Source organism: Cellulomonas sp. P4_H12, from assembly GCF_056400905.1.
Map to the genome: position 1 here is coordinate 68,203 of NZ_JBFUKJ010000010.1, position 15,374 is coordinate 83,576.

The following is a 15,374-nucleotide window of genomic DNA, read 5'->3' on the forward strand; positions in this document are numbered from 1 at the left end:
GGTGGTGTCAGGGGAGGCGGACGTGCCGCGGGCCGAGCTCCTTGACCGTGGAGACGCCCAGCAGGGCCATGGTGCGGCGGATCTCGCGCTCGAGGATGTCGACCGCCCGGTCGACGCCGCGCTCGCCGCCGGCCATGAGGCCGTACAGGTAGGCGCGGCCGACGAGGGTCGCGTCGGCGCCGAGCGCCAGGGCGGCCACCACGTCGGCGCCGCTCATGATGCCCGTGTCGACCCAGACCTGGGTCCGGTCGCCGACCGCCTCGGCCACGTCCGGCAGCAGGCGCAGCGGGACCGGCGCGCGGTCGAGCTGGCGGCCGCCGTGGTTGGACAGCACGACGGCGTCGGCGCCGGCGTCGGTCACGCGCCGTGCGTCCTCGACGGTCTGGATCCCCTTGATGATCAGCGGGCCGTCCCACGACGCGCGGATCCACTCGAGGTCCGCGAACGTCATGGTCGGGTCGAAGAGCTTGTCCAGCAGGTCCGCGACGGTGCCGGACCAGGTGGTCAGGGACGCGAACGTCAGCGTCTCGGTGGTCAGCAGGTTCATCCACCAGGCGGGATGGGTCGCCGCGTCCAGCACCGTCTTGACGGTGAGCGCCGGCGGGATGCTGAAGCCGTTGCGGGCGTCGCGCAGGCGCGCCCCGGCCACCGGGACGTCCACCGTGAGCATGAGCGCCTCGTAGCCGGCGGCCTTGGCGCGGGCCATGAGGTCCTCGCCGGCGGAGCGGTCCTTCCACACGTAGAGCTGGAACCACTTGCGGGCATCCGGGCCGGCCTTGGCGACCTCCTCGATCGACGTCGTCCCCATGGTCGACAGCGCGTACGGGATGCCGCGGCGCTGGGCCACCTTGACCACCGCGCGTTCGCCCTCGTGGTTCATCATCCGCGTGAAGCCGGTGGGGGCGAACGCGAAGGGCAGGGCCGACGGGGTGCCGATCATGTCGGTGGTCGGGTCCACGTGGGACACGTCGTGCAGGATCGACGGCTGGAACTCGAGCTGGCGGAACAGCGACCGCGCGCGGCGCAGGCTGATCTCGGCCTCGGCGGCGCCGTCGGTGTAGTCGAACACCGACCGTGGTGTCCGCTTGCGCGCCAGCGTGCGCAGGTCGGCGATGGTCAACGCGTCTGCGAGCCGTCGCTTGGTGCCGTTGAGCTCGATCGGCTTGGGGCGCATCAGCGGCTTGAGCTCGGACCAGGACGGGATCTGACGGTCGGTCACCGGGACTCCTGAGGGTGTGGCGCGTCGTCGGGCTGCACGGAAGTTTGAAACGATACAACACGTCGGGGCGGAGCTCCATGCCCGTCCCGGACACCCCTCGACGCTAGCCATCGGGCCGCCGCGCCGCCCGCCCGGCCACCCCGGACGTCGGCATGGCCGGTCGTCCCGGCCACCGAATGTGCGGACGCTGCGCGGGGTGGGGCCGGAACGTCCGCACGATCGCGCGTCCCGACCATCGGATGTGCGGACGCTGCGCGGGTGAGTCGGAACGTCCGGCGAATCGGTCGTCCCGACGACCGAATGTGCGGACGCTGCGCGCAGGGGGCTCGGACGTCCGCACGATCGCGCGTCCCGACCACCCGAGGTGCGGACGTTGCACGAACGTGGGTCGGAGCGCGGACGCAGCAGCGGCCGACGACGGCGGGTAGCGCTTGCCTGACGGGCCGCTCGGTTCTGCCGCAGGCCGCAACGCGTGGCATGGTGGACGCTGGCATTCAGACGTTTGTAACGATTCAGCGAGATTCGTTGACAGCCCGGCAAGCGCTCGCCTACCGTCCGGAATGCGCTTTCACACCCCGAGCAAGGAGGCTCAACGACGATGAAGCGAACCCTGTGGAAGACGGCCGCCGTTGCCGCCGTCGCCGCACTCGCCCTGACCGCCTGCTCCTCTGGCGGTTCCGGCAGCACGGAGCCGACGGCCAGCAGCACCGGCCCTGACACCTCCCCCGTGACCCTGAACTTCACGTGGTGGGGCAACGACGACCGGGCCGACCGCTACAACCAGGCCCTGGCGCTGTTCAAGGAGAAGTACCCGTACATCACGGTCCAGACCAGCTTCGCTGCGTTCCCGGACTACTGGACGGCCCGCTCGACGGAGGCCGCCGGCCGCGCCCTCCCGGACGTCATGCAGTTCGACCTGTCGTACCTGCGTGAGTTCAACCAGAACGGCCAGCTGCTCGACCTGCAGAAGTACGTCGACAACGGCACGATCGACCTGTCGGGCTTCGACAAGACGCTCACCAAGGCGGGCGTGCTCGACGACAAGATGATCGGCATCCCGACGTCGACCAACACGTTCGCCATGTTCCAGAACCCGAACGTGATCGAGCAGACCGGGGCGACGTTCCCGGACGAGGCCGACTACACGTGGGACGACTACAACGACTTCATCAAGGACGTCTCCGCCGCCGGTGAGAAGACGCCCGACGGCTACGGCCTGTACGGCGCGGTCGACTACACGGGCACCTTCTGGTTCTTCATCCAGTGGCTGCTGCAGGAGGGCAAGACGCCCTTCAAGGACGACGGCACCTTCGGCTTCGAGCAGAAGGACATCGTCAAGTTCCTCGACCTGACGGCGGACCTGCGCAAGGACAAGCTCGTCTACCCGACGGACCGGAACATCGCGCTGGCCCCGAAGGGCGGCTTCACGGTGAACGAGACGGCGTCCGAGATGAGCTGGGACAACTTCCTCGCCGGCTACGTCGCCGACTCGGGCACGCAGAACCTGTCGATGGCGCAGATCCCGTCGGTGAAGCCCGGCGAGAAGCACCTGTTCTTCAAGCCGTCGATGCTGCTGTCGTCGGGTGCCAACACCAAGCACCCGGAGCAGGCCGCGACGCTGATCAACTTCCTGCTGACGGACCCCGAGGTCGGCAAGATCTTCGGGACGTCGAAGGGTGTGCCGGCGGACGCCGACCAGCGCGCCGCCGTCGACACCACCGAGGGCAGCGTCGACGCCCAGGTGATCGCGTACGAGGAGAAGATCGCCGACCAGGTGACCGAGTCCACGCCGATCCCCGTCAAGGGCTTCGGCACCATCGAGGCCAAGTGGAAGACGCTGGCCGAGGACCTGGGCTACGGCAACATCACGCCGGAGGACTTCGCCGAGCAGTGGTTCGCCGAGGCGGAGATGTCCACCTCCTGATCCCGGCGGTGGGCCGCCCGCACGCCCGGGCGGCCCACCACCGTCGCGATCCGCTCGACGGACCGCACCGCACCGACCGCACAACGAACGGATCACGCTCGTGACCCTCACCGCCGAGGCTCCGACGACGGGCTCCTCGATCGCCGCGCACTCCGCCGCCAAGAAGCGCCGGAAGCGGGCCGAGACCCGGGCCGGCTACGCCTTCCTCAGCCCCTGGTTGCTCGGGTTCGTCCTGCTCACCGCAGGCCCGATGCTCGCTTCCTTGTACCTGGCGTTCACGAACTACAACCTGTTCGCGCCGCCCCAGTGGATCGGGCTGGAGAACTTCCAGCGGCTGTTCCACGACCCGAACTACGCGCAGGCGTGGAAGGTCACGCTGACGTATGTGGTGCTGGGCACGCCGATCAAGCTGCTCGCGGCGCTGGCCGTGGCCATGCTGCTGAACAACGCGTTCAGCGGCAAGGGCTTTTACCGCTCGTCGTTCTACGCACCCTCGCTCATCGGGGCCTCGGTCTCGATCGCGATCGTGTGGAAGGCGATGTTCATCGACAACGGCATCGTCGACCAGGTCCAGCAGTTCTTCGGCTTCGAGGCCGGCGGCTGGGTCGGTGACCCGTCGCGCACGATGCCGATGCTCATCCTGCTCACCGTCTGGCAGTTCGGCGCCCCGATGGTCATCTTCCTGGCCGGGCTCAAGCAGATCCCCGTCGAGCTGTACGAGGCCGCCTCGGTCGACGGCGCCGGCCCCAGCCGGAAGTTCCGACAGATCACGCTCCCGATGCTCTCGCCGGTGATCTTCTTCAACCTGCTGCTCGAGATGATCCACGCGTTCCAGATCTTCGCATCGGCCTTCATCATCTCCAACGGCACCGGCGGCCCCGCGCGCTCGACGCTCTTCTACACGCTCTACCTCTACTTCCGCGGCTTCCAGGACTTCCAGATGGGCTACGCGTCCGCCATGGCATGGATCCTCGTGATCGTCGTCGGTGCCCTCGCCGCCGTCTTCTTCAAGACCTCGAAGTCCTGGGTCCACTACTCCGGGGAGGGCAAGTGATGAGCACCGTCACCGCCACTGCCGACCGCCTCGTCAGCTCGCAGGACAGCGCGCGGCTGCGCAAGTCGAGCAAGAACCGCAAGCGCGGCCGGGCCGTCCTCTTCCACGTGTCGTCGCTCGTGCTCGTCGCGATCGTGCTCTACCCGGCCATCTGGATGCTCATGTCGTCGTTCAAGCCGAGCAGCCAGATCGTCGGCAACGTGAGCCTCATCCCGACCGACGCCACGCTGGCCAACTTCCAGAAGGCCATCGAGGGCATCGGCGGCGTCTCGTTCTGGAGGTTCTTCACCAACTCGGTGATCCTCGCCGTGGGCTCCGTGGTCGGCATCACGATCTCGTGCTCCATCAGCGCCTACGCCTTCGCCCGGATCGAGTTCCCCGGCCGCAACGTGTTCTTCGCGCTCATGATCGGCACGCTGCTGCTGCCGTTCCACGTCGTGATCATCCCGCAGTACATCGTGTTCAACCGGCTCGGCCTGGTGGACACCTTCGTGCCGCTGCTCATCGGCAAGTTCCTGGCCGCGGAGGCGTTCTTCGTCTTCCTCATGGTCCAGTTCATGCGCAACCTGCCCCGTGAGCTCGACGAGGCGGCCCGCATCGACGGCGCCGGGCACGTGCGGATCTTCCGCTCGATCATGCTCCCGCTGATGAAGCCGGCCCTGGTGACCAGCTCGATCTTCGCGTTCATCTGGTCCTGGAACGACTTCTTCGGCCCGCTGCTCTACCTCAAGCGGCCCGACCTGTACTCGCTCCCGATCGCCCTGCGCCTGTTCGTCGACCAGACCACCACGTCCGACTACGGCGCCCAGATGGCCATGGCCGTCCTCGCCCTCGTCCCCGTGATGCTCTTCTTCCTCGTCTTCCAGCGCTACCTCGTCGAGGGCGTCGCCACGCAGGGGCTCAAGGGCTGATGGCCGTTTCCGCCGCGGGGCGTGAGCGTGTGAGGCTGGATCCCATGAGCACCCCGGGTCCCGACGACGACGCCACGCCCCCGGACGCGGCGCCCGCGCTCGAGCCGGCACCCGACGAGAAGCGGCTGCTCGGCGGCGGACGGTTCGGCCTCTTCAGCGAGGCGCTGCTGGTGGGTCTCGGGGTCTCGGTGCTGAGCCTGCCGATCATCACGGCGGTGCCCGCGCTCGCCGCGGGTGTGTCCCACGTCCGGCGGCACCTCGACGGCCGACCCGACACCCTGGCGGCCCTGTGGGAGGACTTCCGCGCGGCCTGCCGGGGCGTGTGGCTGGTCGCGATCGGCGCGCCGGTCCTGCTCCTCGTGTTCCTGTTCAACCTGCAGCTCGCGGGCTCGGGCGACCTGCCCGGGGGGACCGGCGTGCGCGTCGCGACCCTGTTCCTCGTCGCGATCCTGCTGGTCGTGGTCCTGCGCGCGGCCGCCGGCTGGTCGCCGGGGGCACGCTGGGGGACCGTCGTGCAGGCGGCGGCCAAGCGCGCCGGCGACGACCTCGTCGGCACCTTCCTGCTGGTCGTGGCGCTCGGGCTCTGCGCCGTGATGGTCTGGATGCTCACGCCGCTGGCGGTCATCGTCCCCGGCCTGCTGTCGCTGGCGGTCGTCGCGGTGGAGCACCGCCGAGCCGTCAAGGGCTGACGCTCCAGAGGGCTGCCGAGGTGCCCGCGCAGATCCCAGATCGGTCCCGTGGTCGTCGCGGCTGCTGTCGACGGTTGCTTTCGTCCTGCGGATCTGTGGGCAGGAATCGGCGAATCATCTTGTTCGGTGGCGGACCGGTCGCGGAACTCGGCGTGGATCGGCCTCACGATTCCCTGCTCGTGGCTAACCTCTAGGTGAGCGCGAGCAAAGGAGCCGTCGTGGTCGAGGACAATTGGCACGAAGCGCGATTGATTCCGACGTCTGGGATCAATGGTGCGGACGAGCAGGAGCGCCGCGCGACGTCCGCGCTGCTGGCCGTGATGTGCGCGGTCAGGGAGTTTGGACGGGCCCTGACCAAGCCGTTCGGGGCGCCCGCGGGCACGGTGGAGACGTATATCGAAGTGCCCTTTATCCTCGGCGAGTCGCGCCTCTATCCCGACGGACTGATCCGGGTGCGTCGCGGCCAGAGAACGTGGACCGCCCTCGTCGAGGTGAAGACCGGTGGCAATGAGCTCGCCGTGCCGCAGATCGAGTCGTACCTGGATATCGCCCGCGAGCAAGGCTTTGATGCCGTCATCACTATTTCCAACCAGATTCCGGCAGTTGCTGGGCAGCACCCCACCAAGGTCGACAAGCGCAAGCTGAAGAAGGTCGCGCTCCACCACCTCTCCTGGACGCAAGTTCTCGCCGAGGCGGTCATGCAGAAGGAGTTCCGCGGCGTTGCGGATCCTGATCAGGCGTGGATCCTCGGTGAGCTGATCCGCTACCTGGAGCACCCGCGATCGGGTGCGCTCGAGTTCGACGACATGGGCGAGAGCTGGGTTTCGGTCCGAGAGGCTGTGAAGGCCGGGACGCTCAGAGCCACCGACAAGGGCGTCGGCGAGGTGGCGGCCCGATTCGACGCCCTGTTGCGATTCGCGTGCTTGAGCCTCGGGCGACAGCTCGGGGCGGAAGTTGTGCCCGTCCTGTCGCGTAAGGAGCTAGCCGAGCCGTTGTTGCGGACTCAGTCGCTGGTGGCCGGACTCGTCGCGACGGGGCAGCTGGCTGGGGCTGTACGGATCCCCGGGACGGCGGGCGACCTCGTCATCACCGCCGATCTCCGCGCGAGCACCGTGACGTGCCACATCGACATCGACTCGCCTCGGGAAGGGCGGCCGACGACGCGCGTCAACTGGCTCACACGTCAGTTGAAGGCGGCTCCCGACACGGTCCGGGTCGAGGCATTCGCCATGCACGCCCGTGGGCCCGGGGCGGCTGAGCTGCTGCGCGTCGTCCGCGAGAACCCAGCCAGCCTGATCGTCGATCCGACCCGGGACATCAGGTCATTCCGCGTCGCGATGTCCATAGCGATGGGCGCGAAGCGCGGTCGCGGTCGCGGGGCGTTCATCGACTCGGTGCTCGCGGCCGTCGACGTGTTCTACCTCGAGGTGGTCCAACAGCTGAAGGCATGGTCGGCGACACCGCCGCGCCTGCGCCCCGAGCCGACGCAGGAAGTCGCGGAGCAGGAGGTCCCTCCTGCCCTCGTCTCCACGGCACTCTCGTCCCAGGACGGCGCCGTGGAGGCCAGCGAGCCGGAGCCGGCGGCGACAGTCGACTGATCGGTCAGGGCAGCGCCCCGACGAACTTCTGGATCGCCGCCAGCGCCTCCTGGCCGGCGTCCGTCGTCACGTGGAACTGGAACTCGTGCCCGACGGGCGGCACGTGGTCGGGCTCGAAGAACAGGGTCTCGAACGGCACACCCAGTGCCTCGAGCTTGGCGACGAGCGACAGCGAGTGCCCCAGCGCCGGGTCCGCGCTGCCGCAGGAGACCAGGGTGGGCGGGAAGTCGGCGGTGAGGTGCTCGACCACGGAGATCCCGGCGAAGCGGGGGTTGTCCAGGTAGTCGGTGCTGCCGGTGAACGACCGCATCACCGACTCGACGAACCACCGGTCCCGCCCCCGGAGCCCTCGGGCCAACGACATGTCGAAGACGCCGCAGAACAGGACCGTGCCGACGATCTGGTCGGGGCTGATCCGCGGGTGGGCGTCGATCGAGGCGGCGTACGCGGGGCTCACCACCATGCCCGTGACCTGCGACGCGATCTGCGCGCCGGCGGAGTCGCCCGCGAGCACGAGCCGCCGCGCGTCGACGCCGAGCTCCTCGGCGTGCTCGGTGAGGTACGCCAGGGCGTCGAGCACCTGCCGCGCGGGGGTCGGGTAGGTGGCGCGCGGGGCGATCGAGTAGCCGATGCCGACCACCGTGCAGCCGCCGCCAGCCACCACTCGCAGGTAGTTGGCGATGAGGTCCTTGCTGCCCGACAGCCACGCGCCGCCGTGCACCCAGACGATCGTCGGCAGCGTCCCGTCCGAGGCCGTCGACCGGTGCACGTCCAGGCGCGCGTCCCGGTCACCGGCGCGGTACGGGATGTCCAGCCGAGAGACGACGTCCGCGGGGACGAAGGGTGCCGTCGCGGTGAACCGCGCAGAGCCGTTCCGGTCGAAGTTGCGGCGCAGCAGCGCGGACGCGGGCTTGGGACTGAGGCGCGCGGCGATCCCGAAACCGACGAGGCCCGCGACGAGCAGGCCGATCAGCCAACCGAACCCGAGCGTCAGGCGCCTCATCTGTCGATCGTGCCACTGGCCACCACAAGTCAGACGCGTTCGAGCGTGCCCGGCAGGGCGGTCCAGGACTCGGGCGGCAGCGTGACGACGGTGCTGCCGACGCCGCCGGCCGGGCCGTCGACCTCCGACACGTGCGCGTCGGCCACCGCGGCGGCGTGCGCCGGGCCCTCGACCGCGGGCTCGTGGTCGGCCGTGACCCGCACGCCGCGGCCCAGCGTGAGTGTCACGCCCGGGTGCGAGAGCTCGACGTCCACGGGCGAGGCGGAGCGGTTGACCAGGAAGACGGCGAGGTCCGAGCCGTCGAGCGTGGCGGCGGCGGTGACCACCGGCACGTCGCCGTGGGCCTTCGTCGGCAGGGACGGGCCCGACACCCGGAGGTCCAGCGCCGTGCCCGTGGCCAGGCGCGCCGTCGTCGCGAAGGGGTGGAACGTGGGCTGGCGCCAGGCGGGGCCGCCGGGCTCGGTCATGATCGGCGCGATGACGTTGACCAGCTGCGCGAGGCACGCGACGGGCACGCGGTCGGCGTGGTTGAGCAGCGTGACCAGCAGGTCGCCGACGACCACCGCGTCGAGCGCGGAGTAGACGTCCTCGATGATCCGCGGGGCGTCGCGCTGCAGCGGGAGGTTCTTCTCGCCGACGAAGCGCGACTGCAGGTACCAGACGTTCCACTCGTCGAACGAGATGGTGATCTGCTTGTCGGAGCGGCGCCGAGCGGCCACGGCGTCGGCCGAGGCGACGACCCGGCGGATGAAGCGGTCCATCGAGGTGCCCGACCCGAGGAACGAGGCGCGGTCGCCGTCGAGCTCCTCGTAGTAGGCGTGCATCGAGACGTGGTCGACCACGTCCCAGGTGTGCTCGAGGACCGTCTGCTCCCACGAGCCGAAGGTGTCCATCATCATCGACGACGAGCCGCAGACCACCAGCTCGATCGACGGGTCGACCAGCCGCATGGCCTTGCCGGCCTCGGCCGCGAGCTTGCCGTACTCGTCGGCGTCCTTGTGCCCGATCTGCCACGGGCCGTCCATCTCGTTGCCCAGGCACCAGAGCTTCACGCCGTACGGCTGCTCGCGACCGTTGGCGATCCGTAGGTCGGCCCAGCGGGACCCGGCCTCGCCGTTGCAGTACTCCACCAGCGCCGCCGCCGCGGCGACCCCGCGCGTGCCCAGGTTCACGGCCATCATCGGCTCGATGCCCTCGCGCTCGGCCCACTGCAGGAACTCGTCGGTGCCGACGGTGTTCGGCTCGATCGTGCGCCACGCGAGGTCGATGAACGGCAGGCGGTCGGGCCCGACGCCGTCCTCCCACACGTAGTTGGAGACGAAGTTGCCGCCCGGGTACCGGACCATGCTGACGCCGAGCTCGCGGGTCAGGTCGGCGACGTCGCGCCGGAAGCCGTGCTCGTCGGCGGACTCGTGCTCCGGCTCGTAGATGCCCGTGTACACGGCCCGCCCCAGGTGCTCGACGAACGAGCCGAAGACGCGGCGGTCGATCTCGCCGACGCGGAAGTCGGGGTGGAGCAGGACGGTGGCGCGCTGGGTCATCGGTATCCCTGGGGGTCTGTGCGAGAGCGGGAACACCACCTAGGCTACCTATCGACCGGACAACGCTTTCCGTTGTCCGCCGCAACGAGGCGACGACACACACCGAGGACACCCGTGAGCGACCAGAACCCCACCGCACCGCGTCCCGCGTCCAGCTCCAGCACGGCCGCGAGCGCCGGCGTCATCCCGGAGTTCGCCCCCGCGCCCGCCGGCGAGCAGCTGCGCTACGCCGTCGCCGGCACCGGCCACCGCGCCGGCATGTACATCGGCGCGATCGTCGGCGAGCACGCCGACGTGGCGACGCTGGTCGCGCTGCTCGACACCAACCCCGGCCGCATGGCGTACTACGAGTCCGTCGTCTCGGAGGCGCTCGGGCACCCCGCAGAGCTGCCGCAGTACGCGCCCGACGGGCTCGAGAAGATGATCGCGGAGCAGTCCGTCGACGTCGTCGTGGTCACCGCGCCCGACCACGCCCACGCGGAGCTGGTCGCGCGCGCGCTCGCCGCGGGCGCCCACGTGGTCGTCGAGAAGCCGCTCACCATCGACCGGCCGGGCTGCCGCCGGATCACCGGTGCCGTCGCGGAGACGGGCCGGGACGTCGTCATGACCTTCAACTACCGCTACGCGCCGCGGAACTCCTCGCTGCGCCAGGTCATCGCCTCGGGCGAGATCGGCGAGGTGACGAGCGTGCACTTCGAGTGGGCGCTCGACACCGTGCACGGCGCCGACTACTTCCGGCGCTGGCACCGCGACAAGAAGAGCTCCGGCGGCCTTCTGGTGCACAAGTCGAGCCACCACTTCGACCTGGTCAACTGGTGGATCGGCGACGTGCCGGCCCGCGTCTATGCCCGCGGCGGGCTCAAGTTCTACGGCGACCGGAACGCCGCCGACCGCGGCCTCGGCGCGCGCCCGTCGCGCGGGACCGGCGTGGTGGGCGACCCCTTCGCGCTCGACCTCAACGACGACCCCCGTCTCAAGGCGCTCTACCTCGACGCCGAGGGGCACGACGGCTACCTGCGCGACCAGGACGTCTTCGGCCCCGGCATCACGATCGAGGACAACATGGCCCTGCTCGTCGACTACCGGGGCGGCGCCACCCTGACCTACTCGCTCAACGCGCACAGCCCCTGGGAGGGGTACCGCGTCACGGTCAACGGCACCGCCGGTCGGGCCGAGCTCGAGGTGGTCGAGCGGGGGGCGGTCGAGCTGGACGAGGACGGCAACGCGATCCTCGACCCGTCGGCGACGCCCACGGAGTCGTCGGGCTCGCTGCGGCCCGAGGGCGAGCGTCTGCTGGTGCAGAAGCACTGGGAGCGGGCGACCGAGTTCCCGATCCCGGACGGCATCGGCGGCCACGGCGGCGGCGACGCGATCCTGCTCAAGGACGTGTTCCGCCGGCACCTGCGGGTCTCCGACGACGCCCTCGGTCGGCCCGCCGGGTACCTCGACGGGCTGCGGGCGGTGTCCGTCGGCATCGCCGCCAACCAGTCGCTGGTCACCGGCCTGCCGGTGACGATCGCGGACCTGGACCTCGGCGCGGACCTGACCCGATGACCAGCCTCTCCGCGCTCCACGACGTCGGCCGCGCGATCGACGTCACGCTCGGCGGCACCACGCTCGCGCGCTACGTCTACGTCCCCAAGGACGTGCAGCTCGAGAGCCCGCGCCCGTACCTGCACCCGGTGCGCACCCGCGGCGGCGACCTGGTCACCGCCTTCCGCCCGCACGACCACGTGTGGCACAAGGGCATCGCCTGGTCGCTGCCGGTGGTGGGTGAGCACAACTTCTGGGGCGGCCCCACGTACGTGCACGGCGAGGGGTACGTGCAGCTGGAGAACGACGGGTCGATGGACCACGCCGCGCTCACGTCGCTGGCGGTGACGCCCGAGCGGGTCGACGTGGCGCACACCCTCGCCTGGCACACCCAGGCGCGCGAGCACGTCATCGACGAGCAGCGGTCACTCGCCTTCGTCGTGCCCCCGTCGCGCGACGACGCCTGGGTGCTGACCTTCGCGACGACGATGACCAACGTGTCGACCGCCGACCTCACGATCGGCTCGCCGACCACCCGCGGGCGCGAGAACGCCGGCTACGGCGGGCTGTTCTGGCGCGGGCCGCGGTCGTTCACCGGCGGCACCCTGCTCGCCCCCGACTTCGCGGGCGGCGAGGAGATCCGCGGGACCCGGGGGCCGTGGATGGGGTTCGTCGGTCGGCACGACGAGACCGGCGGGGCGTCGACGGTCGTGATCGTCGACGGCACGGACACCCCCCAGTGGTTCGCCCGCAACGAGCTGTTCGGCTGCCTCAACCCGGCGCCGTTCTTCTCCACCGAGGTGCCCTTCGCGCCGGGCGACTCGCTCACCTTCCGGTACGCGGTCGTCGTCGCCGACGGCGCCGGCGATCCCGCGATCGCCGCGGCGCTGGCGACCCTCGGTGGCGAGACACTGTCCGCATGAGCGGACTTCCCGGCGGCGTCTCGGTCAGCCACCTGCGCGTCTACGACTGGCCGGCGCCGGACGGGGTCGGGCTGGCCGGCAGCGGGTCGCCGCACCTGCACGTCGTCTCGTCGGAGGCGTACGTCGTGCTGGGCGGCACCGGCTCGGTCCACACGCTCGGGCCCACCGGGTTCGCCGCCCACCCGCTGCGCCCCGGGTCGATCGTGTCGTTCGGGCCCGGCGTGGTGCACCGCGCCGTCAACGACGGGGACCTCGAGGTGCTCGTCCTGATGTCGAACGCCGGCCTGCCCGAGGCAGGCGACGCGGTCCTGACCTTCCCCGCCGCCGTGCTCGCCGACCCGGCCGCGTACCGCGCCGCCGCGACGCTCACCGGTGAGGGTGCGTCCGACGACGAGATCGCCGCGGCCGCCCGGCGGCGCCGCGACCTCGCGCTCGAGGGGTACGCGGAGCTGGGCGAGGCCGTCGACCGCCTCGGCCCGGCCGCCGCGCTCGAACCGCTGCACGAGGCGGCCGCGCGCATCGTGCGGACGCTGGTGCCGCACTGGCAGGACGTGTGGACGCGCACGGTCTACCGGGAGACCGAGGCCACGGCCCGCGCGCTCGAGGGGCTCGTCCGCGGCGTCGCTCCCCACCTCGGGCGCGGTGTCGCGACGAACATCGATGCCGATCCCGCACCCCGCCGCTACGGCATGTGCGGCCGTCTGCAGACCTGGCCGATCGGCCCGTGACGCGGCTCTACGCTGCGTAGGACACCATGGGTGCACAGCCGGTCGACGACGGAGGTTCGATGGTTTCCGACAGCTCGCTCACCTTCGTCGGCCGATTCCTGCGCAGCAAGGGCCCGGCCGAGCTGCTGTACGGGGCTCTCGTCTCGGCCGTCGTGCTCGCGACGACGAGCGCCACCGTCGAGAGCGGCGAGACCGTGCTGATCGCGACGGCCCTGGTGTCCGTCACGTACTGGCTGGCGCACGTCTACGCGGACGCGGTCGGCGGGCGGTTCGACGACGTCGACCACTCGTCCCACCATCGCCTCCGGCACGCCTTGAAGAACAACACCGGCGTCCTGCTGGGCAGCATCCCCGTGCTGGCGGTCTTCTTCCTCGGGCGGCTGCTCGGCATGACCATCGCGAACGCCGCCTTCCTCGCCCTGTGGTTCACGGTCGCCATGCTCGCGGCCGTCGCAGCCCTCGCGGCCCACCGGGCCGGCGTCCGCGGCGGCGAGCTCATCGCGGAGACACTGATGGCCGGCGCGTTCGGGCTGCTCGTCATYGCCCTCAAGCTGATCCTCAGCCACTGACCTACTTCGCCTGGTCGTAGGAGTCGACGACGGCCACGTTCAGCGTGAAGTCGACGGGCGTGTCGCCGAACAGCAGCCGGCCGGCCTCGATTGCGGACTCCCGAACGGCGTCGGCGACCTCGGCCGCGACGGCCGCAGGGGCGTGCACCATGACCTCGTCGTGCAGGAAGAACACCAGGTGCGGCCGGCTCTCGATCGCCAGCAGCCGGCGCCGCAGCGACGCCATCCAGCACAGTGCCCACTCGGCGGCGGTGCCCTGCACGATGAAGTTGCGCGTGAACCGCCCCCAGTCCCGGCCGCGGCGACGGGCCTCGCGCACGTCGTCAGCACCCGCCCCCTCGGCCGAGGCGGCCGCGAGCTCGGCCTGCCACGCGGCGTCCGGCCGCGGGGACGTCCGGCCGAGCCAGGTGGACACGACGTCGCCACGCTCCCCGGCGCGCGCACCGGCCTCCACGAGGGCGACCGCGCGGGGATACGCCTTGGTCAGCCGGGGCATGAGGACGGCGGACGGCCCGGTGGTCGCGCCGTAGATGGCGCCGAGCATCGCGTACTTGGCCTCGGAGCGGGTCTCGACGATGCCCGCGTCGACCACGCCCTGGTAGAGGTCCGCGTGGCGGCCGGCCGCGGCCATCGCGCCGTCGCCTGACATGGCGGCGAGCACCCGCGGCTCCAGCTGGGCGGCGTCGGCGACCACGAGCGCCCAGCCGGGATCGGCCCGGACCGCGGCGCGCACGCTCGCGGGCAGCTGCAGCGCGCCGCCGCCGCTGGTGGCCCAGCGGCCCGTGACCACGCCGCCGGGCACGTAGTCCGGCCGGAACCGTCCATCGTGCACCCACGCGTCCATCCACGCCCAGCCGTTGGCGCTGAGCAGCCGGGACAGCTTCTTGTACGCGAGCAGCGGCTCCCGCACCGGGTGGTCGAGCTCCTTGATCTCCCAGGTGCGCGTCGACTCGACGTCGCAGCCGGCCGACCGCAGCCCACGCAGCAGGTCGGGCTGCGAGTCGAGGTTGAGCGACGGCTGCCCGAGCGCCGCGCGCACCTCGTCGGCGAGCGCTTCGAGCTTGGCCGGTCGACCGCTCGTCGGGCGCGGACCGAGCAGGTCGGTGAGCAGCGCGTCGTGCGCCTCGACGCTCCACGGCATGCCGTCGTGCTGCATCTCGGCCGCGATCAGCGCACCCGTCGACTCCGCGGCGAGGAGCAGGCGCAGCCGGCCGGGCTCCTCGGCGCCGGCGACGGCCGCGAGCTGGCGCTGCAGCTCGTCGAGCGGGTCCTCAGGCTCCTCCGCGCGGGGCTCGTCGAAGAGACTGACCTCGACCGGCGCGGGGATGCGCGGGCCGTCCCAGGGGCCCGGCTCGGCCGTGGCCAGCGCGGAGGCCCGCGAGTACACGCTCCGCCGCAGGATCGCGTGGCAGAGCCGCAGGTCGTGGCACCGCTCGACCCGCACGCCGGCGGCCAGCAGCGGCGGGTACCGGCGAGACGTGTCGTCCCAGACCCACCGCGGCCGCTCCGCCTCGCGCTCCCGCACGGCGTCGGCCAACCGGTCGGCCGGGACGTCGGTCGACGACACCAGCGCACCCTCGTCGGTCAGCGACTGCAGCGTGACGACGTCGGGGCGCGACGGGTCGTCGACGAGGAGCTGCAAGGGCACGGCTCATGGTCGCAGCCGCGTCCGACAGGATCCG

General features: G+C 71.0%; 13 protein-coding genes. 9 read left to right on the plus strand and 4 right to left on the minus strand.

The window, feature by feature from the left end:
* Positions 1-7: 7 nt before the first annotated feature.
* Positions 8-1,219, minus strand: a complete 1,212-nt coding sequence (locus tag AC1DQC_RS07490) for an alpha-hydroxy acid oxidase (protein WP_477050594.1) — start codon at positions 1,217-1,219, stop codon at positions 8-10.
* Positions 1,220-1,817: 598 nt separating this feature from the next.
* Here AC1DQC_RS07490 and AC1DQC_RS07495 point away from each other — a divergent pair.
* The 5 genes from AC1DQC_RS07495 to AC1DQC_RS07515 all read left to right on the plus strand — a co-directional run bounded on the left by AC1DQC_RS07495 (position 1,818) and on the right by AC1DQC_RS07515 (position 7,395).
* On the plus strand, positions 1,818-3,143 hold the full coding sequence (locus AC1DQC_RS07495) for an ABC transporter substrate-binding protein (RefSeq protein WP_477050595.1): 1,326 nt from the start codon (positions 1,818-1,820) through the stop codon (positions 3,141-3,143).
* Positions 3,144-3,282: 139 nt separating this feature from the next.
* A complete protein-coding gene (locus tag AC1DQC_RS07500; protein ID WP_477050648.1) occupies positions 3,283-4,197 on the plus strand; it encodes a carbohydrate ABC transporter permease in 915 nt (304 codons plus the stop codon).
* Complete coding sequence (locus AC1DQC_RS07505; RefSeq protein WP_477050596.1) at positions 4,197-5,108, plus strand: carbohydrate ABC transporter permease; 912 nt, start codon at positions 4,197-4,199, stop codon at positions 5,106-5,108. Before AC1DQC_RS07500 ends, AC1DQC_RS07505 begins: the two co-directional genes overlap by 1 nt.
* 44 nt (positions 5,109-5,152) lie before the next feature.
* The gene (locus tag AC1DQC_RS07510) at positions 5,153-5,797 is read left to right on the plus strand and encodes a hypothetical protein (protein WP_477050597.1); all 645 of its coding nucleotides are present in this window, start codon (positions 5,153-5,155) and stop codon (positions 5,795-5,797) included.
* A 218-nt stretch (positions 5,798-6,015) separates the two neighbouring features.
* Positions 6,016-7,395, plus strand: coding sequence for a hypothetical protein (locus AC1DQC_RS07515; protein WP_477050598.1), 1,380 nt, complete (start codon positions 6,016-6,018; stop codon positions 7,393-7,395).
* 4 nt (positions 7,396-7,399) lie between these two features.
* Here AC1DQC_RS07515 and AC1DQC_RS07520 read toward each other — a convergent pair whose 3' ends face one another.
* Both AC1DQC_RS07520 and arfA read right to left on the minus strand, forming a co-directional pair.
* On the minus strand, positions 7,400-8,398 hold the full coding sequence (locus tag AC1DQC_RS07520) for an alpha/beta hydrolase (protein ID WP_477050599.1): 999 nt from the start codon (positions 8,396-8,398) through the stop codon (positions 7,400-7,402).
* A 29-nt stretch (positions 8,399-8,427) separates the two neighbouring features.
* Positions 8,428-9,939: an arabinosylfuranosidase ArfA gene (arfA, locus tag AC1DQC_RS07525; RefSeq protein WP_477050600.1), complete on the minus strand. Its 1,512-nt coding sequence runs from the start codon at positions 9,937-9,939 to the stop codon at positions 8,428-8,430.
* Positions 9,940-10,053: 114 nt separating this feature from the next.
* Between arfA and AC1DQC_RS07530 the strand changes: the two genes are divergently transcribed.
* Genes AC1DQC_RS07530 through AC1DQC_RS07545 form a run of 4 tightly spaced genes read left to right on the plus strand, consistent with a single transcriptional unit; the run spans position 10,054 to position 13,692 of the window.
* The gene (locus AC1DQC_RS07530; RefSeq protein WP_477050601.1) at positions 10,054-11,493 is read left to right on the plus strand and encodes a Gfo/Idh/MocA family protein; all 1,440 of its coding nucleotides are present in this window, start codon (positions 10,054-10,056) and stop codon (positions 11,491-11,493) included.
* Positions 11,490-12,395, plus strand: a complete 906-nt coding sequence (locus tag AC1DQC_RS07535) for a DUF6807 domain-containing protein (protein WP_477050602.1) — start codon at positions 11,490-11,492, stop codon at positions 12,393-12,395. Before AC1DQC_RS07530 ends, AC1DQC_RS07535 begins: the two co-directional genes overlap by 4 nt.
* Positions 12,392-13,123: a cupin domain-containing protein gene (locus AC1DQC_RS07540; RefSeq protein WP_477050603.1), complete on the plus strand. Its 732-nt coding sequence runs from the start codon at positions 12,392-12,394 to the stop codon at positions 13,121-13,123. Before AC1DQC_RS07535 ends, AC1DQC_RS07540 begins: the two co-directional genes overlap by 4 nt.
* A 59-nt stretch (positions 13,124-13,182) precedes the next feature.
* Entirely contained in the window at positions 13,183-13,692 is a 510-nt protein-coding gene (locus tag AC1DQC_RS07545; protein ID WP_477050604.1) for a hypothetical protein, read from the plus strand.
* Position 13,693: 1 nt separating this feature from the next.
* Here the strand turns inward: AC1DQC_RS07545 and AC1DQC_RS07550 are convergent, their stop codons facing one another.
* Positions 13,694-15,340, minus strand: coding sequence for a bifunctional 3'-5' exonuclease/DNA polymerase (locus tag AC1DQC_RS07550; protein ID WP_477050605.1), 1,647 nt, complete (start codon positions 15,338-15,340; stop codon positions 13,694-13,696).
* Positions 15,341-15,374: the final 34 nt, after the last annotated feature.